The 22,882-nt window shown below is 43.0% G+C and carries 25 protein-coding genes; 17 read left to right on the forward strand and 8 right to left on the reverse strand.

Annotated features, from left to right (window positions below):
• Positions 1–75 precede the first annotated feature (75 nt).
• From AS034_RS08220 to AS034_RS22710, 7 genes are all read left to right on the forward strand, one after another.
• Complete coding sequence (locus tag AS034_RS08220; RefSeq protein ID WP_058298171.1) at positions 76–1,245, forward strand: DUF445 domain-containing protein; 1,170 nt, start codon at positions 76–78, stop codon at positions 1,243–1,245.
• Between the two features lie 121 nt (positions 1,246–1,366).
• Positions 1,367–1,720 (forward strand): YlbF/YmcA family competence regulator, encoded by a 354-nt coding sequence (locus tag AS034_RS08225; protein WP_032089287.1) that lies wholly within the window; start codon positions 1,367–1,369, stop codon positions 1,718–1,720.
• A 286-nt stretch (positions 1,721–2,006) separates the two neighbouring features.
• Complete coding sequence (locus AS034_RS08230) at positions 2,007–2,876, forward strand: HAD-IIB family hydrolase (protein WP_058298172.1); 870 nt, start codon at positions 2,007–2,009, stop codon at positions 2,874–2,876.
• Positions 2,877–3,036: 160 nt separating this feature from the next.
• Positions 3,037–4,533 (forward strand): coproporphyrinogen III oxidase, encoded by a 1,497-nt coding sequence (locus AS034_RS08235; protein WP_058298173.1) that lies wholly within the window; start codon positions 3,037–3,039, stop codon positions 4,531–4,533.
• 379 nt (positions 4,534–4,912) lie between these two features.
• The gene (locus tag AS034_RS08240; RefSeq protein WP_058298174.1) at positions 4,913–6,526 is read left to right on the forward strand and encodes a long-chain fatty acid--CoA ligase; all 1,614 of its coding nucleotides are present in this window, start codon (positions 4,913–4,915) and stop codon (positions 6,524–6,526) included.
• Positions 6,527–6,716: 190 nt separating this feature from the next.
• Positions 6,717–7,505, forward strand: a complete 789-nt coding sequence (locus AS034_RS08245; protein WP_336433368.1) for an enoyl-CoA hydratase — start codon at positions 6,717–6,719, stop codon at positions 7,503–7,505.
• Between the two features lie 212 nt (positions 7,506–7,717).
• Positions 7,718–7,879: a hypothetical protein gene (locus AS034_RS22710; RefSeq protein WP_156416139.1), complete on the forward strand. Its 162-nt coding sequence runs from the start codon at positions 7,718–7,720 to the stop codon at positions 7,877–7,879.
• Positions 7,880–7,929: 50 nt separating this feature from the next.
• On the opposite strand, the gene AS034_RS08250 is transcribed toward AS034_RS22710, so the two are convergent.
• Complete coding sequence (locus AS034_RS08250) at positions 7,930–8,115, reverse strand: YhzD family protein (RefSeq protein ID WP_058298176.1); 186 nt, start codon at positions 8,113–8,115, stop codon at positions 7,930–7,932.
• A gap of 167 nt (positions 8,116–8,282) precedes the next feature.
• Here AS034_RS08250 and AS034_RS08255 point away from each other — a divergent pair, with 167 nt between their 5' ends.
• From AS034_RS08255 to AS034_RS22305, 6 genes are all read left to right on the forward strand, one after another.
• A complete protein-coding gene (locus AS034_RS08255) occupies positions 8,283–9,182 on the forward strand; it encodes an ABC transporter ATP-binding protein (protein WP_058298177.1) in 900 nt (299 codons plus the stop codon).
• A complete protein-coding gene (locus AS034_RS08260; protein WP_058298178.1) occupies positions 9,175–10,425 on the forward strand; it encodes an ABC transporter permease in 1,251 nt (416 codons plus the stop codon). The genes AS034_RS08255 and AS034_RS08260 overlap by 8 nt, the downstream gene beginning before the upstream one ends.
• Before the next feature lie 136 nt (positions 10,426–10,561).
• Positions 10,562–11,779, forward strand: a complete 1,218-nt coding sequence (locus AS034_RS08265) for a metallophosphoesterase family protein (protein WP_058298179.1) — start codon at positions 10,562–10,564, stop codon at positions 11,777–11,779.
• Positions 11,780–11,795: 16 nt separating this feature from the next.
• Positions 11,796–14,759, forward strand: coding sequence for an ATP-binding protein (locus AS034_RS08270; protein WP_058298180.1), 2,964 nt, complete (start codon positions 11,796–11,798; stop codon positions 14,757–14,759).
• 69 nt (positions 14,760–14,828) lie between these two features.
• On the forward strand, positions 14,829–15,770 hold the full coding sequence (gene yhaM / locus AS034_RS08275; protein WP_032089277.1) for a 3'-5' exoribonuclease YhaM: 942 nt from the start codon (positions 14,829–14,831) through the stop codon (positions 15,768–15,770).
• A gap of 488 nt (positions 15,771–16,258) precedes the next feature.
• Positions 16,259–16,435 carry a sporulation YhaL family protein gene (locus AS034_RS22305; protein WP_074439983.1) on the forward strand — a complete coding sequence of 59 codons (177 nt, stop codon included), beginning with the start codon at positions 16,259–16,261 and terminating at the stop codon, positions 16,433–16,435.
• A 60-nt stretch (positions 16,436–16,495) separates the two neighbouring features.
• Here AS034_RS22305 and AS034_RS08280 read toward each other — a convergent pair whose 3' ends face one another.
• Positions 16,496–17,440, reverse strand: a complete 945-nt coding sequence (locus AS034_RS08280; protein WP_058298181.1) for a peptidylprolyl isomerase — start codon at positions 17,438–17,440, stop codon at positions 16,496–16,498.
• Between the two features lie 186 nt (positions 17,441–17,626).
• On the opposite strand from AS034_RS08280, the gene AS034_RS22310 reads away from it, so the two are divergent.
• From AS034_RS22310 to AS034_RS22315, 3 genes are all read left to right on the forward strand, one after another.
• Positions 17,627–17,713, forward strand: coding sequence for a YjcZ family sporulation protein (locus tag AS034_RS22310; protein ID WP_032089275.1), 87 nt, complete (start codon positions 17,627–17,629; stop codon positions 17,711–17,713).
• Positions 17,714–17,800: 87 nt separating this feature from the next.
• Positions 17,801–17,884 (forward strand): YjcZ family sporulation protein, encoded by an 84-nt coding sequence (locus AS034_RS08285; protein WP_032089274.1) that lies wholly within the window; start codon positions 17,801–17,803, stop codon positions 17,882–17,884.
• A 128-nt stretch (positions 17,885–18,012) separates the two neighbouring features.
• Positions 18,013–18,099: a YjcZ family sporulation protein gene (locus tag AS034_RS22315; RefSeq protein ID WP_032089273.1), complete on the forward strand. Its 87-nt coding sequence runs from the start codon at positions 18,013–18,015 to the stop codon at positions 18,097–18,099.
• 215 nt (positions 18,100–18,314) lie between these two features.
• Here AS034_RS22315 and AS034_RS23135 read toward each other — a convergent pair whose 3' ends face one another.
• From AS034_RS23135 to AS034_RS08305, 4 genes are all read right to left on the reverse strand, one after another.
• Entirely contained in the window at positions 18,315–18,494 is a 180-nt protein-coding gene (locus AS034_RS23135) for a hypothetical protein (RefSeq protein WP_032089272.1), read from the reverse strand.
• Positions 18,495–18,701: 207 nt separating this feature from the next.
• A complete protein-coding gene (locus AS034_RS08295) occupies positions 18,702–19,238 on the reverse strand; it encodes a DUF3267 domain-containing protein (RefSeq protein WP_032089271.1) in 537 nt (178 codons plus the stop codon).
• Positions 19,239–19,565: 327 nt separating this feature from the next.
• Positions 19,566–20,141 carry an HTH-type transcriptional regulator Hpr gene (locus tag AS034_RS08300; RefSeq protein WP_058298182.1) on the reverse strand — a complete coding sequence of 192 codons (576 nt, stop codon included), beginning with the start codon at positions 20,139–20,141 and terminating at the stop codon, positions 19,566–19,568.
• Positions 20,142–20,746: 605 nt separating this feature from the next.
• Positions 20,747–21,112: a YtxH domain-containing protein gene (locus AS034_RS08305; protein ID WP_058298183.1), complete on the reverse strand. Its 366-nt coding sequence runs from the start codon at positions 21,110–21,112 to the stop codon at positions 20,747–20,749.
• A 155-nt stretch (positions 21,113–21,267) separates the two neighbouring features.
• Here AS034_RS08305 and yhzF point away from each other — a divergent pair, with 155 nt between their 5' ends.
• On the forward strand, positions 21,268–21,459 hold the full coding sequence (gene yhzF / locus AS034_RS08310) for a membrane protein YhzF (RefSeq protein WP_032089268.1): 192 nt from the start codon (positions 21,268–21,270) through the stop codon (positions 21,457–21,459).
• A gap of 216 nt (positions 21,460–21,675) precedes the next feature.
• On the opposite strand, the gene AS034_RS08315 is transcribed toward yhzF, so the two are convergent.
• Both AS034_RS08315 and AS034_RS08320 read right to left on the reverse strand, forming a co-directional pair.
• Entirely contained in the window at positions 21,676–22,212 is a 537-nt protein-coding gene (locus AS034_RS08315; protein WP_058298184.1) for a tryptophan transporter, read from the reverse strand.
• Between the two features lie 166 nt (positions 22,213–22,378).
• Positions 22,379–22,801, reverse strand: a complete 423-nt coding sequence (locus tag AS034_RS08320) for an HIT family protein (protein WP_032089266.1) — start codon at positions 22,799–22,801, stop codon at positions 22,379–22,381.
• Positions 22,802–22,882: the final 81 nt, after the last annotated feature.

The raw sequence follows: 22,882 nt of genomic DNA on the forward strand, positions 1-22,882 counted from the left end.
ATAAAGAGATGGAAAAACACTATAATTATATATTGGGCTAATGCACATATTGCATTGTATGTAAAGGTAGGCAAAATGTTCAAAGCAGAAAAGGAAGGTGCCATTATGCTGGATGCTTTCATCCTCATTGGATTCATGGTAGTGATTGGAGCGCTTATTGGAGGCGTCACGAATTCACTTGCCATCAAAATGCTTTTCAGGCCTTACAAGGCTTACTATATTGGAAGATTCAAAGTTCCGTTCACACCCGGCCTTATCCCGAAAAGGAGGGAGGAGCTTGCTGAACAGCTCGGGAATATGGTGGTCGATCATTTAATCACACCTGAGAGTCTTCAGAAAAAGATTATGAATGATGATTTTCAAAGAGACGTCATTGATTGGCTGAAGGAGGAATCTGACCCTGTATTCCACTCGGATAAGACGGTCAATGAATGGCTGGAGATACTTCAAATCCCGGTTTCATCCGATGTTTTGAACCAGTGGCTGAAAGATTGGGTGGAAGACAAGGTTACCCGATCAAAACTGGAATACAGCACAAAGAGCGTTGCAGAAGCTCTCCCGGAAAAATGGCAGGAGAAAATCGAAGATGCAATCCCGAAACTGGTCGACATGATTGCAGATCGTGCTGAAAACTACTTCACAAGCCCTGAAGGGAAAGCGAAAGTGAAGGTGATGATTGATGATTTCCTGAAAGAACGGGGGATGCTTGGAAACATGCTCGGGATGTTCCTGGGAAATACATCAGTAGCTGATAAGGTCCAGCCTGAAATCGTCAAATTCATCAAACATGAAGGGACCCAGGAAATCCTTCACAATCTTTTGCGGAAGGAATGGGGAAAACTGAAACTTATGCAAGTCGGAGAAGTGATCGATAAACTTCCTGAAGAGGACATCATGACCCAGCTCCACACCTCATTGATCCGAATCGCCGATATCGAGGGGCATCTTTCAAAACCATTGTCTCACTGGCTTGCACCTCATCAGCATAAGTTTACGGATACGTTGCTGCCCGGATGGATTGAAAAAGGCACTGACCTCTTAGCGGCAAAGATCCCGAATCTGATGACAAAGCTGCATCTTCAGAAAATCGTCCAGGAGCAGGTGGAATCTTTCTCGGTTGCCAGACTCGAAGAATTAGTGCTTGGCATTTCAAGGCGTGAATTCAAGATGATCACTTATCTCGGCGCCCTGCTTGGAGGGATCATAGGGTTGATCCAAAGTATATTTGTCATGGTATTTTCTTAGTCGTCCTTTTGGAGGATTCATTTTCTGAAAAAGGGCAAAAGGGAACTTCCTAGAATTCTCCCTCATAGTTTGTTATAGTGGTGGAGGAAACAAAGAGTGAAAATATTAGGAGGTACGTATTTTGGCAATTAACTTATACGATCAGGCAAATGAACTGGAAAGTGCGCTTAGACAAAGCGACGAATTCTTGGAACTTAAAAAAATGTATGACGAAGTAAACAGCGACGAATCAGCAAACAAGATGTTTGAAAACTTCAGAAACATTCAAATGACACTTCAGCAAAAACAGATGAACGGTGAAGAAATCACACAGGAAGAAGTGGAACAGGCTCAAAAAACAGCACAGCTTGTGCAGCAGCACGAAAAAATCGGCAAGCTGATGGAAGCTGAACAACGCATGAGCATGGTCATCCAGGACTTGAACAAAGTCATCATGAAGCCACTTGAAGAGCTTTATGGTTCTATGCAGAAATAATCTTTTCCACTAAAAGTGAGGCTGGGACAAAGTGTCTTAGTCTAGGAAAACCCGAACTAATTTGCATTCCAGGATGTAAATTGGTTCGGGTTTTTAATTTTAGTAACATCTTTAGTTTAGCTCATTCAAGCGATTGATTGGAGTCTTGAACGGAAATTATTAGAGTTGGTTAACGACTACTCTAGTGTGTTCGTCTCATTCACTAAAACCACCCTCTTGTCATATTTGTCTATATCCCTTCATAAAACTAAAGAAAGGAAGTAGACAACACTTAGGGGGGACACCAATGATTTATAGAATGATGGCACTTAATATCGACGGCTCTGTTGTTAATGAAAACGGAAAAATCGCCAAAGAAACAAAGGAAGCGGTTGAGTACGTCCAAAATAAAGGAGTGCAGGTCACTCTTGTCACAAGCAGAAACTTTGCTTCTGCCAGAAAGGTTGCAAAAGCCTTGAAGATAGACGGTCCAATCATCACCCACGGGGGGGCTTATATAGCTGCTGAACGGGACCGGCCGCTGTATGTGAGGAAAATTTCTGAGGCACTCACTTATGAGATCACACAATTCCTCGAAGGCTTCCCCGGACAGGTTCAGCTTTCTCATGAAAAACAAAGCATTGTAGGCAAAGCGAATAATCAATCCAAACTGACATCCACTCTGTCCTGGGATAGGGATTCACGATTTTTATACAGCAAGCAATACGTGAATGTGGTGAGCGACCACCTGCTTGAAAATCCTCTTGCTGTTCCGAAAATTTCTGTGCTGCTGGAACATAAAGAAGATGTTTGGGATATTGCTGCTTCACTGAAAGGAATGTACGAGGAAGTGGACGCGATCCCTACTTCCGAACATACCCTTGATATTCTTCCTAAAGGGGTCTCGAAACTAAGGGGGCTGTTGTACCTGTCTGAAAGGCTCGGCATCAGAAAAGAGCAGATTGTCATGGTAGGTGCGGGTATAGATGATGTCGACGCCATCAGATGCTGCGGACTCGGGGTCGCGATGGGAGAGGCGCCACCGGAGGTAAAAGCACATGCAGACTGGGTTACTAGAAGTCAGGACCTGAAAGGGCTCCCTTACTTCATCACAGAACTCTTCAGGAAGCAGCACCCGATTCCATTTCTTAAGAAAATGAACATCATCAGATCATGAACCCCAACGGGCCGATTAGGCGGAATGCTGCCTTATCGGCCTGTTCGCTTTTACAGTAGGAAATTTGATCATCAAACAGGCCGTTCCCGGGTTCATTGACCATTTTCATCCCTTTCTGTACACTAGAAAAAGCTAGTTTTATTGAAAGGTGATTATAAAGGTGAATATTTTAATAACAGGAGTGGCGGATGAACGTTTTGAACGGCCTCTGCGATTGATAGCCAATTTATTTTTTGAAGAGACAAGCATTTATTTTAATGAGTGCGATTCCGTTGATTTAAAAGTCCATATAGACATAAATACTGAAAATAGAATCGAGGCAAAAGCGGCTCTTGAGGATCCGGAAAGCGGAAAGGAAATCCGTTCTGAGTATTCGAAGGAATGGAGACCCTTTGAAACGGAGAAAGAAGGGTTCAGGCAGGTGAAGACTGCCCTTTCCCATGTCTATTTGAATGTACTGCAGGACCTCACCGGAATCAGGCAAAAATGGGGTATCCTCACAGGTATCCGCCCAACCAAGCTTATCCATAAACAAAACCAGATTGGCACGCCAAGGGAAGAAGTCCATGCAAAGCTGAAGGAAGAATATCTGATCACGGACGGAAAAATAGAGCTGATGCAGAACATCGTCGACCGCCAGCTCTCCGTCGTTCCGGATCTCTATGATGTCCAGAATGAAGTGAGCATTTATATCGGGATACCATTCTGCCCGACAAAATGTGCGTATTGTACATTTCCGGCCTATGCGATCCTCGGAAAACAGGGCCGCGTCGACTCGTTCCTTGCCGGTTTGCATTATGAAATTCAGGAAATGGGACGATGGCTGAAAGAAAAAGGGATTAAAATCACCACTATTTATTACGGCGGCGGGACACCTACGTCGATTACTGCAGAAGAGATGGATGCCTTATACGAAGAAATGTACCGATCCTTCCCCGATGTGGACAAGGTAAGGGAAGTGACGGTGGAAGCGGGCCGTCCGGATACGATTTCAGTGGAGAAACTGGAAGTGTTGAATAAGTGGAATATCGACCGGATATCCATCAACCCGCAGTCTTATACACAGGAAACCCTAAAGGCGATCGGGCGTCATCATACAGTGGAAGAAACAATCGACAAGTTCCACCTTGCCCGTCAAATGGGAATGAACAATATCAATATGGACTTGATCATCGGACTTCCAAATGAAGAGGTACCCGAACTTCAACATTCATTGGATGAAACGGAAAAGCTCATGCCTGAATCGTTGACGGTCCACACCTTGTCATTCAAACGTGCATCGGAAATGACCCAAAATAAAGAAAAGTATAAGGTAGCCGACAGGCTTGAGATTGAACGGATGATGAATCTTGCTGAGGAGTGGACGAGCGCGCACGGATACGAACCATACTATCTCTACCGCCAGAAAAATATCCTTGGGAACCTCGAGAACGTCGGGTATGCACTTCCCGGACAGGACAGCATCTATAACATCATGATCATGGAAGAGGTTCAGACCATAATCGGAATCGGCTGCGGCGCAGCAAGCAAATTCATCGATCCGAAGACAGGGAAAATCACCCACTTTGCAAATCCAAAAGAACCAAACGCATATAACCTTGCATTCAAAGAATACACCGAGAAGAAAATCAAGATATTGGATGAACTCTTCTCCTAACAAAAAGGCTGGGACAAAAGTGTCTCAGGCCAATTTAAACCCGGACTGAATTGCCTGCCAGAAGTCAATTCAGTCCGGGTTTTTAGTTTGGATGTGCTTTTTAGGTGTTGGGGCTTTCCAGCGGTTGATTGGAGTGCACGACGAAGACTCCTATCAGAAAAGCCCTGCAGCTGGACAAACTTTGCCGAGAGAATGCCTGGAGGCTCACGGGCTAACGGGCTGCCCGCGAAAAGCAAAGTTTGCACGCAAATCAAAAGCGTGGATTAATCATGATTCTGGGTAGTGTGAATTTACTTAAAGGAGAATGCAGCCGTTGAGGAGAATAGTACTAATAGATAGAAAATGAAAGCGCTTCACTAATTGAGGGGAGAGATCGAATATGATGCAAACACCTCTGCTTTTGACACAAATGATAGAACGAGCTGAAAAATACTTTCCAAAGAAAGAAATCGTGTCCCGCACAGAATCAGGGATCCAGCGATTCACCTACAAACAATGGGGCGAACGGACAAGGCGCCTAGCAAGTGCACTGCATAAATTAGGAGTGAGAGAAGGAGACAAGGTAGGTACACTCGCCTGGAATCATCACCGCCATCTAGAAGCCTATTTTGCGATTCCATGCAGTGGAGCGGTACTGCATACCATCAACATACGCCTCTCCCCGCAGCACATAAGCTATATCATAAATCATGCCGGGGACAAAGTACTGCTTATCGATTCTGATATCCTGCCGCTCATCGACAAGATCAAAGACAGCATCCAGGGTGTCGAAGCCTTCATCGTCATGACGGATGGAGAAGTCCCGAAAACCTCACTCGAAAACGTCTATCATTATGAAGAATTATTGAGCGAAGGAGATCCGTCATTTTCATTCCGGACGGATCTTGATGAGAATGCTCCTGCAGGGATGTGTTACACGTCTGCGACGACCGGAAATCCTAAAGGCGTCATTTATTCCCACCGTGGAATCGTGCTTCACGCAATGGCACTCGGTCTTGCTGATACCACGGGAGTATGTGAAAAGGATACGGCTCTTCCGGTTGTACCGATGTTCCACGTGAACGCATGGGGCCTTCCTTTTGCATCGGTATGGTTTGGTACGAAGCAGGTCCTTCCAGGTCCCTATTTTACACCGGGCATCCTTGCAAAGCTGATGCAGGATGAGAAGGTGACCATCACGGCAGGAGTCCCTACGATCTGGCTCGGGCTCCTCAATGAGATTGAACAGAATGAATACGACTTATCCAGTCTGCGTTCGATTTTATGCGGGGGATCTGCAGCACCGAGAGGGATGATCAAAGCCTTTGAAGAAAGATTCGGAATCCCTTTCATGCACGCATACGGTATGACAGAGACGAGCCCGCTGGCCGTCATCGCTGCTTCGAAAAGCTATCACGCTGATTTGCCTGCTGATGAAAAGCTGGACTTGAAAGCGAAGCAGGGGATCCTAGTTCCCGGGCTTGAAATGAAAATCATCGGAAAAGACGGTGAAGTAGCCTGGGACGGAAAGGAAATGGGAGAGCTTGCCCTGAGAGGTCCATGGATCGCTTCCGAATATTATCAGGACGAACGGAGCCAGGATGCATTCCGCGACGGATGGCTCTATACCGGTGACGTAGTGACCATCGATGAAGAGGGTTATATAAAGATTGTTGACCGTACAAAAGATTTAATTAAATCCGGTGGTGAATGGATTTCTTCAGTCGACTTGGAAAATGCACTCATGGCGCATGAAGATATCTTCGAAGCAGCCGTGGTTGCAGTCCCTCATGAGCAATGGCAGGAGCGCCCGGTCGCATGTGTCGTCTTAAAGGAATCTTCGCGTGGGAAAGTGACAAAAGAGGATATACTCGACTTCCTCAAACCCCAGTTCGCAAAATGGTGGATCCCAGACGATGTCCTGTTCATGAGTGAAATCCCGAAAACATCCGTCGGTAAATTCCTGAAACGGACACTCAGGGATCAAGTGCAGGATAAAATCAAACAGGTGTGAATTTAGTGAGGTCAGCCGCTCGATAGGTTGACCTCTTTTTTAATTGCCAAATCAATTGAAGAAAATATATAGGTAAATCAACAACGGCGGCAAGAAGTTTACTTATCGAATAGTAAAACTATTCAAAAAATGATTCACTATTCATTTTTTATGAGGTATCCTAGAATGAAGGGGAGGGATTACATTGACAGTGTCAAACCATTATGAAACGGTCAAGCTACATAAAGAAGGAAGGGTGGCAAGGCTCCAGCTGAACCGCCCGAAATCTCTGAATGCTCTTGATGCAGGACTTATGAAAGATCTTCTTGGTGCATTAAAGGAAGTCAAAGCAGATCCTGAAGTTTCCATCCTGGTCCTGACAGGGGAAGGAAAGGGATTCTCTTCGGGAGGGGATATCAAATCGATGCTCATGCTGAGCGGGGAAGAACAATTCTCAGGAATCATGGATACAATCAGTGAACTGGTCATGACTCTGTATTCGATGCCGAAAGTGGTGGTAACCGGCATTCACGGGGCTGCTGCTGGTCTTGGATTCAGTTTGGCCCTTGCATCCGATTATATTTTATGTGAAGAAGATAGCAAGCTTGCGATGAACTTCATCGGAATCGGCTTGATCCCTGATGGGGGCAGCCACTTCCTTTTACAAGAAAGACTGGGAACCCATAAAGCAAAAAGGCTGATTTGGAATGGAAAAGTGTTCGAGGGGCAGGAAGCTTTGATGAAAGGGCTCGTCGATGAGGCACTCCCATCCGGAAAGCTGGAGGATGGCATAGAACGCTATATCAAACAATGCCTGGCCGCACCGACAAGAGCGATGCTCAAGACAAAGGAAGTGTACGTGTCACTGAATAAAGAAAGATTGCAGCACGCACTTGATCTGGAAAAAGAAGGACAATGGCTCATGCGCCAGACAGATGATCACCAAGAAGGCATCCGGGCATTCGTCGAAAAAAGAAGACCTGAATTTAAAGGAAACTAAACTCATAGATTACCGTACTATTAAAAGGTTCATTACAGCTGCCATCGGCTGTAATGAACCTTTTCTTATTTTGACAGTTACAAATCAGAGCTTTGTGGTAAGGGAATAACTTAAGGTGGAACCTAAATTACTGGAGTTAAGAAAAGTTGTCCAGACAAACTATATTCTCTTTGCATAAACTATTAATCCCCCCTATAGAGGGGGATGTTATGATGACGATTATTATAAATCAATTGAACGGAAATTGGGCAGTTCCCGGAACCACATACCGGGAGAGTATATTGAGTGTTTACAGCAGAAATCTAGATCATGCACTTGAAAAAATGGAAATTAAAAGGAGAAACATTCAAGAGATGCAAGATCTATTGAAATAAAAAAAAACCGGACCCCTGAACAACTAGTTTCAGGGATACCGGCCATTTTTTTAGGCATGGAATAATACGAGCTTGCCAAGCGGGGAAGTGCATCGGTGAGTGTGGTCAAGGTATCCCTTTTCCTCCAATAATGATTCCCCTGTTTTCTTTGCCTCGTTGTCAGTCGATGCTTCAAATGTTTCATCAAGAATCTTTTTACCGTCTTTTTCAAAGACCGTGAGCTTATACGTTTTCATGATTTATACCCCTTTGTCTAGAAATCTTTCACTCTTATTATTTTTCCATACTATTGAAAAAATTAAAAGTATTTAGTGATAATAATTAAAAGCCTGAAAAATGAAACCTTTTTCTGACAGAATCGTAAAGTAATGAGAAAAGGAAAAGATGAGAGGGGAAACTTCAAATGGGTTTATCTATTGGGCATGTCACCAAGAAGTTTGGCAGCTTTACGGCAGTGGACAACTTATCCCTTACCATTGATACTGGAGAAATGTTCGGATTCCTGGGTGCGAATGGTGCCGGCAAGACGACCACGTTCAGGATGACACTTGGTCTCTTGGATCCGACTGCAGGGGAAATAACATGGGATGGAAGAAAGATTGATTATTCTACAAGCGGGGAAATTGGATATCTTCCTGAAGAAAGAGGTCTTTATCCCAAGATGAAAGTGAAGGATCAAATCGTGTATCTGGCGAGGCTCCGGGGGATGGACAAAAAGGAAATTGTAAAAGAATTAACTTACTGGCTGGAGCGATTCAATATACCGCAATATGCAGATAAAAAAGTAGAAGAGCTTTCGAAAGGGAACCAGCAAAAAATTCAATTCATCTCTTCAGTCATACATAAGCCTAAGCTGTTGATCCTTGACGAACCGTTCAGCGGACTTGATCCAGTAAATGTTGAATTGCTGAAAGAGGCAGTCAGGGATATGAAAAGGGAAGGGACTACCATTGTGTTCTCAAGCCACCGTATGGAACATGTCGAAGAATTGTGTGAGAGCTTATGCATCATGCACCATGGACGTCCTGTCGTACACGGGGGTTTGAAGGACATCAAGCGTTCCTTCGGTAAAAAGAATGTGGCTATTAATTCTGATGTAGATTTAGCTGAGCTGCAAAGTTTCAATGGTGTGACCAAATTCAGGGAAACGACAGAAGGGATCCTGCTGCAGGTAGAATCGGAGAAAACTGCGGAAGAAATCTTCCATCTTGCAGCCCGAAAAGGATTCCTGCGCAAATTTGAACTGGAAGACCCGTCATTAAATGATATCTTCATAGAAAAGGTGGGGACTTCTTATGAATAAATTTTTTATCATGCTTGCGCATTCCTACTTTTCCAAGCTTAAAGCGAAATCGTTCATCATCTCAACCATCATCATTGCAGGCGCACTCGTATTGTTGACGAATTTCGATCAAATCCTGTCGAGTTTCGGCGGGGATGATGAAGAGAAAATTGTGGTACAGGATGAAACGGGATATCTTTATTCCATGCTGAAGGCACAGGTAACCGTTCTAAATAAAGACATTAAGTTATCTCCTTCTGATGATACAAATGAAGAAATAGAAAAGAAAATAGAAGAGGAAGACATCAAGGGCCAGCTTATATTGACAGAGGGGAAAGACGGTCTGCCGAGCGCACTTTACAAATCAGCCTCCTTATCTGATTCCACGGTGACGTCTGATCTGCAGCTGGCACTTCAAAACATAAAATCTTCCCTTGCTGCAAATAAGCTTGAGCTTTCAAGTGAGGAATTGGCTGGATTGAGCGGACCTGTCACATTCGAAAAGGAAGCTCTGTCTGAAGGGGCTAAATCTGAAGAAGAATTAAGTCAGGCAAGAGGGATTGTATATGTACTATTATTCTTCATCTACTTTTCCGTTATAGCTTATGCCAATATGACGGCAATGGAAGTGGCAACTGAGAAAAGTTCACGCGTGATGGAGATCCTGATCTCCAGTGTATCCCCTGTAAAGCAAATGTTTGCAAAGATCATCGGGATCGGGCTTGTCGGATTGACTCAGCTGGCAGTCATCCTTGCAGTGGGTTATGTTACGCTGCTTAACAGGAAAGATGATTTTGCAGGGGGATTCTTTGAGTCATTCGGATTTGAATCCCTGTCAGTAAGTGTGATCTTGTTTGCAGTCGTTTACTTTTTACTTGGTTATTTCCTTTATGCTACGCTTGCGGCTCTCCTGGGTTCGCTAGTCAGCAGGATCGAAGATGTTCAGCAGATGATCATGCCGATGACGTTTCTCATCATGATCGGTTTCTTTATCTCCATGTTCGGTCTTGGCAATCCTGAATCAAGTTTCATCACTGTTACATCCTATATTCCATTCTTTACCCCGATGGTCATGTTCCTGCGGGCCGGAATGCTGGATTTACCTGTTTATGAACCAATCATTGGCATCCTGGTCCTGGTAGCAACGATTATTTTGCTGGGAGTCTTTGGCGCACGTGTATATCGCGGTGGTGTGCTGCTTTACGGGAAATCAAATTCGTATAAGGACATCAAGAAAGCGATTGATCTTACAAATAATAAATAATTTGTGGACTGTCTCCTGAAGAGGGGGCAGTTTTTATATTTTTTCTTATACTTTTTCTGATACAGGCTGAAATAACGGCTGCTTTTAGGATATAATGAAAATACAGAACGTACATTCGTAAGTGAGGAGGGGCCGAATGGAGAAAATACGATTTATTCATTGTGCCGACCTGCATCTGGACAGCCCGTTCAGAGGTCTGCAGCATTTGCCGCCAGAGTTATTTGCACGCATTCAGAACAGCACATTTGCCTCATTTGAAAAGCTGGTAAAAAGAGCGATACATGAGCAGGTTGACTTCATTGTCATAAGCGGTGATCTGTTTGATGAGGAAGATCGAAGTATCCGGGCGCAGGCCAGATTGCTGAATCAATTTAACTTGTTATATAAGAATGAAATTCCAGTCTATGTCATTCACGGAAATCATGATTATCTGGGCGGATTCCGGTTGAAGCTTGATATGCCAGATAATATTCATGTATTTAATAATAAAACGGAAGTGAAGGAACTGATCACCAAAAAAGGTGCTGTGGTTAAATTAACAGGATTCAGCTATGACACCAGGCATATCCGTGACCGGCGGATCTCAGAATATCCAAAGCAGCTTGAGGCCGATTATGTCATCGGACTGCTGCACGGAAGTGAGGGGAGTCTTCACTCCGAACACGAAAATTATGCCCCTTTCTCAATCAGTGAACTAAAAGAGAAGAACTACCATTACTGGGCACTGGGTCATATTCACCAGCGGCAGGTCCTGAACCCGGCCCCCCCTATTGTCTACCCGGGCAATATTCAAGGGAGACATCGTAAAGAGACGGGTGAAAAGGGATGCTACCTTGTCGAGTTAGATAAACACGATTCCTTTCTTACATTCATCCCGACACAGGAAATGATTTGGGGGGAAGTGGAAGTGTCACTGGCCGGGTTTGAGCGGTTCGGTGAAATTTATCAACATATCAAAAGGGCAGCTGAGGAGTATGAAACACAGGTTGACTGTTTGCTTCAAATACATATCAGAGATGTGAACGGCTTATCCCCGGATGTACTGGCGGCAGTCGAAAACGGTGATCTCCTTCAAGCACTGCAGGAGGATTCAGCCGAAGGAGAGCCCGTCCGTTGGATCCACTCCATTAAGCCAGTCCCTTCTGAAACGGACATCGATAGTAAAGATCCATTCATCAAGGATGTCTTGCAAACTCTTAAAAAAATGGATGCCGAAGAGGGCAGGGAGGCTTTAGCTGAACTAATTGAGCATCCTGGCCTGTATCGGTTCCTGGACCCTTTGGGAGAAGAGGAAATGTCAGATTTGGTTCAGGAAGCAGTAGAATTAATCCTATACCCAAAGCGGGTGCAGTAAGAAAAGAGGTGCCGTGATGAAAATCACCCAGTTACATATTTACGGTTATGGAAAGCTGATAAATAAGGTTTACTCTATAGAGGACCTTCAACTATTCTATGGAGAAAATGAGGCGGGGAAATCTACCATCATGTCTTTCATCCATAGTATCCTGTTTGGGTTCCCAACCAGGCAGCAATCCGAGCTTCGTTATGAACCGAAGGAATCCACGGAATATGGCGGAAAGGTCCTTTGTGTCTCTGAGAAGCATGGGAAGGTCAGCATTGAACGGATTAAAGGAAAAGCAGCGGGTGATGTTACCGTTCAATTTGAAGATGGATCCTCAGGAGGGGAAGAAGCACTGCTGGATTTGTTGGGAAGTGTGGACAAGACGACTTATCGAAATATCTTTTCCTTTAATCTTGATGGGCTGCAGGATATACATAAATTGAAAAAAGAAGAACTGAATCGTTATTTATTCAGTGCAGGTTCTACCGGCACCGACCTGCTGCTGCAAATGGAACAGAATTGGCAAAAAGAACGGGAACAATTATTTAAAAGGTCGGGAAGAAAGCCGGTAATAAATACAAAACTGGGCGAATTGAAAGCGTTGGAAAAGAACGTTGCGGAAGCCAGGGAAAAAAATAAACAATATGGACCGCTCCAGGAGGAAAAGCAGTCATTGGAGTCTGCCATTTCTACTCTGGAAGAAGAAAAAGAAGCCCTCTCTAAAGAAAAAGAAGGTTTGCAAGTAATTGAAGAACAATGGGAGCCTCTTACTGAATTTGTTGCCACATCCACTAAATTGGAGGCATTCGAAGATGTTTATTTCCCTCCTCAGGGGGCAGAACGACTGAATGCTTTGAAAGCAGAGTGGAGGCAGGTTTCCTCTTATCTGGAAACCCTCGATTCGAAACAAAGGAAACTCTCTGAAAAGCTTGAAGATACACAGCAGGCTTCTCAATTCATTTCAGAAAGCCAGCAAGTCGAATCCATGCTGGCACAGCAGCCTGTCTACATGAAGTGGAGGGATGACCTGAGAGAGTTGAACCGGGAAATCAGGGCATTGCAAAGCGGAATAAGGGAAGCGATGAGAGAACTTGATTTGAATGCTGAGGAAAAAGATATTCCTTCCATCAATACCGGCATGCTGATGGGAGATCGAATCGAAAAGGCATTGCGGGAAAAAACAAAATGTCAAAATGAACAGGAAACCCTATTAAATCAGCTGCAAGAAGAAAAAGAAGCCTTGATCATCATTGAACGGAAGTGTGATGAACTTGAAGAGCTTCTTATGGAGGAAGAAGAGTATCAGGCATTGCAGAGAAAAGTGAAACAACATTCTTACAGCCAGGTTTCCCAACATCGGAAAATATGGGTCCAAAACCAGCTTGAAGATGGAGAGAAAGAAGTGAAGGAAACACGCAAATCTTTTTCCAATCAGCTCTTATACAGCTCCATCATAATTATCCTATTGACGGGTTTCAGTGTCTGGGCCATCTTAAATGATTCTTCTATGTGGACCTTCAGTATTATGATCATTGCCCTGCTTGCCGTTAATCTATGGAAAACAAGACAGTATGTAAATGAAAAGCTGAACCATCTTGCAAATTTGAGAGGGAAACTCCGTGAATTCTCGGGGGGAAGCAGCAAAATAATTGACGAAGACGCTCCTCTTGAAACTTCAGAAAAAGTCTTAAAAGAACAATTGGAGATTCGAAGTGAATGGAAGCAGCGAATCCTACAATTGGAAGAACAAAGTGCGAAAATAGAAAAATTGAATAAGCAGGCAGAATCCATCCAGTCCAGATTGACCGCTGATTTTCAATCAATTGAAAAAGTGAAAGCGGAGTTATATCTCCCGGCTGAATTTCCTGCTGAGTGGCTGAGGGACGCATTCGGAAAACTGAAAGAACTGGTGAATTCGTATGAAAAGTTGCGGCGATTAATGGAGGAGGAAAAGATTCTTCAAGAGAAGATTGATGACTTCTCCACAGGGTGTGAAGAATGGTTCATCCGGCATTCGATCATCTTTACAACGGTGGAAGAAGCATTCACGAAAATGAAAAGCATGATTCAGGATATTGAAAGAAATAAATTGATTCACGGACAAATTCAGGGTGACTTAGAGTCGCTGCGTCTGGAAAGAGAGCAATCCCTATCACAGGTGAGAAAAATCGATGATGAGATCCATTCCTTGTTGGAAGAGGCGGGATGCAGGGACGAGGAGGAATTCCGCGCACTTTCACTGAAGTCTGAGGAGAGGAAAGTGCTGCTTGCAAGCTTTGAAGGAATGAAGACAAGAGTCAATCAGCAAACGTTGGACATCTTTACTGAATTCGAATTCAAAGAAGACGTAACCAAAAGGCTAAGTGAATTGGGACAAAGGCTAAATGAACTGATAAAAGAAGTGTCATCGTGCAGGAAGAGGCTGGCATCGGTCGAGCATGAAATCAATTTGCTGGAAGAGGGCACAGGCTATTCGAGGCTTCTGCAGGAGTTTCAAGAGAAAAAGGCTGATTTGCGTGAATATGTGATGAAATGGTCCAAGTTTACACTGGCCCGGGAAAGTCTCAAGAAAACCATTGATCATTATCAGCAAACAAAGATGCCGAATGTGATTGCGCTGGCTGAGGAGAATTTCTCTGTATTGACAGAGGGGATTTATCACACCATTCGTGTGAGCAATGAAACAATAGAAGTCGAGCGAAAGGATGGCGTGCGGTTCCAGGCTGTCGAGCTGAGTCAGGGAACGAAGGAGCAGCTTTATATTTCCATCAGGTTTGCACTGGTTCGATCTTTCAGGGACATCTATAAACTTCCGCTGCTGATCGATGATGGAGCGGTAAATTTTGATCGTGATAGAACGAATGCATTTCAGAAACTGTTGAGAACAATGGAAAAAGAACATCAAATCATCCTTTTTACATGCCACCCTCATATCAGAAGTTACTATAAAGAAAATGAAGTGATTCTATTAGAAAAAGCCGTGATGGTTTAAGCACGGAAAACAATGAGTCTATCATATATGTTATACTGAAACTGATTAAAATGAGGACGGAGGATTACGATGACAGGAATCATGACATTCAATGCAGGGGAAACGGTCGATCTGCATCTGCTTATAAAACAGATGACCAAAGGGACAACAAATGCCGGAAAGCCATTTTTGACGCTCATTCTCCAGGATAAAAGCGGAGAAATGGAGGCGAAGCTTTGGGACGCCTCGGAGCAGGATGAAAAAGCATTCCAGCCTGAAACCATTGTAAAAGTAATTGGGGATGTCCATAACTACCGGGGGAAAAATCAACTGAAAATAAAGCAGATCCGTCCTGCATCACCGGCAGATGGACATAAAATTTCAGATTTTCTCCAAACTGCACCGTTGTCGATCGATGAGATGACGAGTAAAATCACACAATATATCTTCGAAATGAGAAATCCAAATATACAGCGCATCACGAGGCATCTGCTTAAGAAATATCAAAAGCCGTTCCTTGAGTATCCCGCGGCCACAAAAAATCATCATGAATTCGTATCGGGACTTGCATATCATGTCGTATCGATGCTTGACTTATCAAAGGCAATTGCAAGCCTTTATCCGTCACTGGATACTGACCTGTTGTATGCAGGGGTCATCCTTCACGATCTAGGGAAGGTCATGGAACTGTCAGGAGCCACTTCCACTACGTACACGATAGAAGGGAATCTTCTGGGGCATATTTCCATTATGGTCAATGAAATCGGGAAAACAGCTGAAGAGTTAGGAATCGAAGGAGAAGAAGTGATGATCCTTCAGCATATGGTATTGAGCCACCACGGAAAAGCGGAGTGGGGAAGCCCGAAACCGCCGATGATCCGTGAAGCGGAAATCCTTCATTATATCGATAACGTCGATGCAAAGATGAATATGCTCGACCGTGCACTTGAACGCGTTAAACCGGGTGAATACACCGAAAGAATCTTCCCGCTGGATAATCGATCTTTCTACAAACCGACATTTCATAAATAATAAAGTTGTTGATTGAAAAAGTTTTCTGAAAAAAACCCAAACTGATTTGCATGTGATAAGGCAAATCAGTTCGGGTTTTTTATTTGTTCAACCAAGTACATTTAGATTTTAGTTCTTTCCAGCGGTTGATCGGAGTGCAAGACGAAGACTCCTATCAGAAAAGCGGAAGGGCTTTGCTCAGAGGCGTGTGGCATAAGACGAATCGGCCAGGAAGGCGTTCTTTGCCTTCTTGGTCGGTTTGGCTTATGACATGTGCCTCTAAGCCCTGCAGCTGGACAGTTAACTCTCCTTACTAAGAGAGGAGGCTCACAGGTCACCCGCGGAAAACGAAGTCTTGTACGGAAATCATTTGCGGTATTGATAGACTTCAAAATATATAACCAGCAACAATTAAATCCCTTTAAATGAATCTTCAATATTAGGTTATGTTTCCGACAGGCATCTCATATAGTATCAATAAGAGGACAAACTATAAGGAGATGAAATAAATGACTCTACCAATTTGGATGTACTTCGTTGTGGCAGGAATCTTTGCTAGCGCCTTTATGACAATCAAATCAGCAAAGGAAGAAAAACAGGTGGAAGATGAATGGATTGAAAAAGAAGGGGAAGTGTACATCTCCCGGATGCAGGATGAGAAAGAACGGAGACGTCAATTTTCTTGAAATACAAAAAGAAGCCTGAAGGAGTTACTTTCTCCTTCAGGCTTCTTTTATTTATCTTTATTATTCAGCAACTGGCTTTTCTTCACTCTCCGGGGCAGGTGTTTCCCCGTTTTCTGGTGCAGCCGGCGGATTCAATACTTGGTCAAATGATTTTTTCAAATCTTTGTCTTTGATATTCAGGTCAGCTTTTTCTATCTCGCGCTTCATTGCTTCCTGGATTTTTTGAGGATCTACTTTAGAAAGTTTTAGTTCTTTCTCAAGTTCCTTCTTCATTTCATCGAATGATTTCTTTTCTTTCTTATCAGTGACTTCGATGATATGGTAGCCGTATTCAGTTTTGATCGGCTCGCTGACTTTCCCTTTTTCTAATGTATCAAGTGCTTTTGAGAATTCAGGCACAAAATTCTGACGTCCCGCATAATCTACCCATCCAAGGCTTCCGCCCTTTTCGGCAGAACCGGGATCTTTTGAATACTCCTTAGCAAGTTCTTCGAAGTTACCGCCGTCCGCCAGTTTTTGTTTTACTTCCTTGGCAGTTTTTTCATCATCTACAAGGATGTGGCGGACTTCAATTTCAGGTTTCCACTTCTCATAATATTCCTTGAGTTCTTTTTCAGAGACTTTCACATCAGAGGTAGCCGCTTTTTCCTGAAGAAGTTGAAGCTTCAAGTATTCTTTAAATGACTTTTCATTAAGATTGTACTGCTGAAGGAACATATCGAATTGAGGCCCGAGCTGGTCTTTCGCTTCATTCAATTTCTCATCCACTTCTTTGTCGCTGACTTTGTATTTATCAGACAGGACCTTTGTGTAAACAAGTTCCTGAAGCGCCTGCTCCATTTGTGGAGTGAATTTTTGCTTCATTGATTTGTATAATTCATCCTTGGTCACATCTCCGGCTTTAGTCGTTGCAACCACGTCACTTTTGTCTGCACTGTCTCCGCTGCAGCCTGCAAGGCCGATCATCCCGGTTGCAAGGGTCACTGAAATAATCCATTTTTTCATGCTGAACATCTCCTAGTATATAGATTGTTACGACTTGTCAAAATTCTACAACCCATACTATATCACACTTTTTCCATGAAAAAAAATATTTTCCAAACTTAAGATGATAAAAATGGGCATTTTACACACCCATTTCCCAGGTTCATTCATATGATAAAAACGAATAGAGAAAAGGAGGTAATAAATATGAGCTGTGGATACAATTCAGGATTCGCTTTGATCGTAGTGCTGTTCATCTTATTAATCATCGTTGGTGCCGCGTATCTATATTAAAAAAAATTAGAAATATGACAAAAGCCTAAAACAAAAGGCGACTAACTTGAATAAGATAAATTAGCGCTTCAAAGGAGGTGGAAAGTTATGGGTAACGCATACGGCGGAGGTTTCGCGTTAATTGTTGTACTATTCATCTTGTTAATCATTGTAGGTGCAGCTTGGCTATAATTTAGCCTCGGGATAGTGCAGTGTTACACCGGATAAGAACAAATAGGAGGGGCGTACTTTTAGGAAGGAAGCCCCTTTTCCTAATTCTTTTCACCGGTGCTTTCCATAAATGAAAGGAGGAGCACATTATGTCTGGTGCTTACGGCGGAGGATTTGCTTTACTTGTTGTGTTATTTATTTTGTTGATTATCATCGGCGCAGCGTACGTTTGCTAATCAATCTATAAATGTAAAAACCAGTCCGGTTTGAAATCGGGCTGGTTTTTTAGTGTGCAGTGGCTGAGCGAGCCGCCTCCGCATTTCAGATTGTCCAGCTCCAGGGCTTAGAGGCACATGCCATAAGCCAAACCGGCCAAGAAGGCCAAGAACGCCTTCCCGTCCGGTTCGTCTTATGCCCCCCGCCTCTGACCAAAGCCCTTCCGCATTTCAGATTATGTATAAAGTATTTCTACGTATGAAGATACCAATAGTATGGTGATTAGAATGTTGATGGTTCTAAATACCTTTGGCTGGCGATCTTCAGGTATTTCTTTCTGCAAGCATAATGCGTTTGTCATCTTGTTTATATAGAACAAGATAAACACCGCAAAGACTAAAAACATGGAGATCATTCTAACCCCTCCCCGTTATCTCCTATAAACTATACGATACCAAAATATGAAACAGAATGGTAGAGCGAGTATTGCCGAAATATTGGTAATGAGTGAACATGCAGAGCATTTCTGCTGGTTTCTTCAGATAGGTCCAGCATGTTTAATCAGTAAAGGAGAAGGATGATCATAAGCCCTTGCCAGTCAGGCAAGGGACTTTTATCATCCTTACTGATAAATGAGAATTTCATATCCGTCTTCATTCTCTTCGATCAAAGCATTCCGCGGTGAGTCCAGCAGTTGTTTTGCATAAATGAAATCAATGGCACAAATGCCAGAGTGAAATGCCAATAATATTGCAAAATAATGAGAGTAATGCGGGAAAATGATACATCCGTAAAGCAGGAGGCCGTTAATGACCAGGAATGGTGCAAACAGGGCCGCCATATACAGATATTTTGAAATCGGCCGATTGACTCTCAGGGTCACGATCGGAAGAAAGACCAGCTTACGGTCCCATCTCCACCTCATCAATTTCACATACGGGAATATTGGCACCAAGTGAATGAGTTTATGCAATGGATATATGCTGATCAGTCCCAATAGAAAACCGGGCAAATGATTATCATAAAACGAACTCGAGTACATTAATGTAATAGGTACGTATATAAATGAGAATACCATCATCATGATTATTGATGAAAGTAAAAAGACTCGGTAAAAGCCAAATTGTCTCTCTAAATTGATTGATTTCCAACAGTGCATAAAAAAATCGCCTCCATAGACGATGGTTTTGTGTTTAATATGAACGCTTTACATACTTTATTACGATTATGGAAAAAAATCAACACATAATTTGAGATTTTTTTAAGGAAATATAAAGGAGGGAGTAAAGTATTTATGTGATATGTTGAACAAAGTCAGAGAAAAGCAAAAAAGCGGATGGATTTTTATATGTACTCCGCTTTTTGTTGAAAGGTTCAGACTGATTAATCTTTTTGCAGGGGCTCTGGAAGTTGGATAGCTGCATGGCCCTGGGAATCAATCAATTACTGGTGTGCATCTAATATCTGATAGACAACAGGCGTAAAATTAAGCAAGTTCTTCGTTATTTTCAAATAGTTCATTCAGCTTTGAATTATCCTCACCAAATTCACTGTCGATGTTATGAAATGATTTTTCGAAAATCTCCATAAAATCATTACCGTAAATATTACGGACAACAGACATCATTTCTATCATTTCAGGGAATTTACCATATAGTTCTTTCAATGGGGCAACTCCCTGAAAGATTGAATGTGTCTCCGGTTTATAGTTTTTCATAAGTTCGAGCAGGATTTTTTCCCCTTTACCCGTAAGCTGGATGTATGTGTTCCTTTTGTCATTATCCCGCTTGGAGAATTGGAGCAGTTCCCGTTCCTCGAGTTTTTTTGAAAAGTTGAATGCTGTTGATACATGCATGACCCCGAATTTTGCTACATCTGAAATCGATGCACCCTTAAGATGATAAGCAATCCAAAGGATATGGTGTTCGTTGATATTTAAATCATAAGGCTTGATCCATTGCTGCCAGTCTTTTTCAATGGCTTTCCACAGAGCTTTGCTCAGCTGTGCCATGCGTTGACTGAAGATGATAGCCTCTTTCAATGAATATTCTCTTTCTTCCATCCCTTACACCCACTTTGTTAGAAAATCTTTTTCTTTGTTTGCGCATGCCCCTTATTCTTACTTTAACAGCTACCGATTATAAGAAAGCGCTTTTATATTATTATGCCAATAAAATAAAAATTAATAAAGGATAAATTGACAAAATTTTTTGAAGTATGTGTTTTTCTTTGTTATTGTCCCTTGAATACCGCTATTGATTTCCGTGCAGGACTACGCTTTCCGCGGGTAGCCCGTGAGCCTCCTCGGCAAGCCTGCGGGAAGAAAAGCGGAGGGGCTTTGCTCAGAGGCGTGTGGCATAAGACGGATCGGCCACGAAGGCGTACTTTGCCTTCTTGGTCGGTTTGGCTTATGACATGTGCCTCTAAGCCCCGCAGCTAGACAAGTCTCACATAAGCTACTCATCCCGCAGGAGTCTTCGTCCTGCACTCCAATCAACTGCTGGATCCGGTAAAAAACATATTTGCAATTTATAGTTTGTGCCTATCTCCTGCAAGGATTTTTTTCTTTAATCCTAATATTTTGTTATGTAATGAGAAAGAAGACCCTGGCTGCATTGGTTTATCGTGCAGCGTTGAAGGTCTTCTTTCTTTGGGTTATATTGCGGTTTAGTTTTTGTTGGTGTTGTTTAGTGAGTTTTCTAGTTCTTCGATTTTAGTTTGGATGAGCTGGATTTCCTGTTGGAGTTTCTGGTTGTTTGGTTCGGTTGATGCCTGCCATTGTTTCACGGATGCCTGCAGATCTTTTGAAATCTGCTGGACGGTTTCTTTGCCTTCCTGGGAAAGGCTGCTTATGGAATCCTTAAGGTCTCCCAGATGCACTTTCATTTCTTCAAAAACCTCGCTCCAGTCTTCTTTCTTGCTTTTGATCTGACTTCTCAGTTCACGCCCGGAAGATGGGGTTGAAAGGAGTGAAACGACACTTCCGACCACACCGCCGATAATTAATCCATAAGTAAGAGATTTTACTTTCATTAGAATCACCTCGTTATTCTATAATACTACCTTCTACAAAAAACATGTATAATCCTTTTCCCTAATGAAAAGGAAAGGAAACAAGTAATTTCATATCCCTATTCCATGCCGCATAAAATGAATGATAAGAGGCGGAGCAGAGGAGGGGTGAGGAAATGGACGGGATCATTTTCGGATTTTTTGCACTTAGCGGTGTACTGTTTTTAAGTATGGTTTATAATTTCATCGGAATTCAGAGGCCCGGTATGTATCCCCCTAAGAATATGTTGAAAAGGAGAGCAGCGATGCTTGGATCGGGCGGGGTGATTTCTTTCTTGATCGGCATCTTATTTTGGTTTGCTGCTTAAAAGAAAGCGGAGGCGGCTTGCCAGAGGTGACAAGCATAAGACAGGGCAGCCATAAAGGCGTTTTTTGCCTTTTTGGCTGGTATGACTTATGAGCCTCTAGCCGCCGGAGCTGGACAAAAGATAAGCGAAGGCGGCCGGTTCAGCCGAGACAGGGCTATGATTCGGGGTATAATAAAAAAAATGCCTGTATTGCAGATGCAACACAGGCATTTTATTTCATGAAAGTTGTTCAGAAGTTCTTACTTCTTTCAGGTTTGATCGTTTCAAAATGGAATGAATGATTGGATAAACGACAAACATGGCCGCGGCGTTCACAAGGGTTGCAGGCAGTACGACTGCTGCAAACAATGCAAAGAATGCTCCTGGAAGTCCTACGATTACATATGCCGAAAGAAGGAAAATACTTCCGGACACAAGGGTACCGGCCGCAGTCAGTACGGAAGCACCTATGACTGAACGAGTGACCTTTTGGGTAGCCAGGAATAATCCGTAGAACACAAAGGCAGTGATTGGTTTATCAATCAGGTTTGGCAGGAATCCGCCTGGAAATTGGGTCGTCAATCCTGAGATTACTCCTGTCAGCACTCCAAGCAGTAATACATTCTTTTTGGCTGGGAACAGGATGATGCCCAAGAACATCATGGTAAGCATCATATCAGGTTTCATTCCAAGGAAGAATCCCGGGATGACCGTATGCAGGACGGCTCCGATCCCTACTAATAATGATAGGGATACTAATGTTTTTGTATTCATTTCTCATCTCTCCTCAACTAATCTAACTTTTGTCCCCTCCTGATGTGCACTCATTGCCATCAGCGAAAAGATAGGTACATTATAACACAGCGAAGAATGGTGTCAAAGATTTAATTTTCTAAAAATAAATATCCGGCCCATATGATGGGCCGGATGAGTAATCGGGTTATGAAATATGTTTTGAAATGGACTCTGCAATTCCTTTTAAATCATCTGTGCTGTAGTCATCGTTGTGTGTCTTCCAGATGGCTCCGAAGCCGTCTCCCTGGCCGTAGCGGGGGATGAAATGCATGTGGAAATGGAAGACGGATTGGCCGGCCTGCTCTCCGGTGTTATTCAATAAATTGAATCCGACCGGTTCAAATTCCGCTTTAAGGGCATTTGCGATCTTCGGTGCAACGGAGAACAGATGACTTGCTGTTTCAGCTGACAGTTCGTAAATATTTTCTTTATGTACTTTTGGGATCAGCAGGGTATGTCCCTTTGTAACCTGGCTGATATCCAAAAATGCCAGGACATGATCATCTTCATATACTTTCATTGAAGGGATATCGCCATTGATGATTTTGCAAAAAATACAATCGCTCACAATATTTCCACCTTTCAATCATGTGATTTGTTGAGTTTATTTTATCACGAATGGAAAAAGAAAGAAAAGAAAAGAAGAGAC

The organism is [Bacillus] enclensis, from assembly GCF_001456935.1.
GTDB classification, from domain to species: domain Bacteria; phylum Bacillota; class Bacilli; order Bacillales; family Bacillaceae_B; genus Rossellomorea; species Rossellomorea enclensis.

Coding starts and splice junctions, on each gene's coding strand:
- AS034_RS08220 (WP_058298171.1), top strand. CDS start 76: ATGTTCAAAGCAGAAAAGGAAGGTGCCATTATGCTGGATGCTTTCATC.
- AS034_RS08230 (WP_058298172.1), top strand. CDS start 2,007: ATGATTTATAGAATGATGGCACTTAATATCGACGGCTCTGTTGTTAAT.
- AS034_RS08240 (WP_058298174.1), top strand. CDS start 4,913: ATGATGCAAACACCTCTGCTTTTGACACAAATGATAGAACGAGCTGAA.
- AS034_RS22710 (WP_156416139.1), top strand. CDS start 7,718: ATGACGATTATTATAAATCAATTGAACGGAAATTGGGCAGTTCCCGGA.
- AS034_RS08250 (WP_058298176.1), bottom strand. CDS start 8,115: ATGAAAACGTATAAGCTCACGGTCTTTGAAAAAGACGGTAAAAAGATT.
- AS034_RS08255 (WP_058298177.1), top strand. CDS start 8,283: ATGGGTTTATCTATTGGGCATGTCACCAAGAAGTTTGGCAGCTTTACG.
- AS034_RS08260 (WP_058298178.1), top strand. CDS start 9,175: ATGAATAAATTTTTTATCATGCTTGCGCATTCCTACTTTTCCAAGCTT.
- AS034_RS08265 (WP_058298179.1), top strand. CDS start 10,562: ATGGAGAAAATACGATTTATTCATTGTGCCGACCTGCATCTGGACAGC.
- AS034_RS08270 (WP_058298180.1), top strand. CDS start 11,796: ATGAAAATCACCCAGTTACATATTTACGGTTATGGAAAGCTGATAAAT.
- yhaM (WP_032089277.1), top strand. CDS start 14,829: ATGACAGGAATCATGACATTCAATGCAGGGGAAACGGTCGATCTGCAT.
- AS034_RS22305 (WP_074439983.1), top strand. CDS start 16,259: ATGACTCTACCAATTTGGATGTACTTCGTTGTGGCAGGAATCTTTGCT.
- AS034_RS08280 (WP_058298181.1), bottom strand. CDS start 17,440: ATGAAAAAATGGATTATTTCAGTGACCCTTGCAACCGGGATGATCGGC.
- AS034_RS22310 (WP_032089275.1), top strand. CDS start 17,627: ATGAGCTGTGGATACAATTCAGGATTCGCTTTGATCGTAGTGCTGTTC.
- AS034_RS08285 (WP_032089274.1), top strand. CDS start 17,801: ATGGGTAACGCATACGGCGGAGGTTTCGCGTTAATTGTTGTACTATTC.
- AS034_RS22315 (WP_032089273.1), top strand. CDS start 18,013: ATGTCTGGTGCTTACGGCGGAGGATTTGCTTTACTTGTTGTGTTATTT.
- AS034_RS23135 (WP_032089272.1), bottom strand. CDS start 18,494: ATGATCTCCATGTTTTTAGTCTTTGCGGTGTTTATCTTGTTCTATATA.
- AS034_RS08295 (WP_032089271.1), bottom strand. CDS start 19,238: ATGCACTGTTGGAAATCAATCAATTTAGAGAGACAATTTGGCTTTTAC.
- AS034_RS08300 (WP_058298182.1), bottom strand. CDS start 20,141: ATGGAAGAAAGAGAATATTCATTGAAAGAGGCTATCATCTTCAGTCAA.
- AS034_RS08305 (WP_058298183.1), bottom strand. CDS start 21,112: ATGAAAGTAAAATCTCTTACTTATGGATTAATTATCGGCGGTGTGGTC.
- yhzF (WP_032089268.1), top strand. CDS start 21,268: ATGGACGGGATCATTTTCGGATTTTTTGCACTTAGCGGTGTACTGTTT.
- AS034_RS08315 (WP_058298184.1), bottom strand. CDS start 22,212: ATGAATACAAAAACATTAGTATCCCTATCATTATTAGTAGGGATCGGA.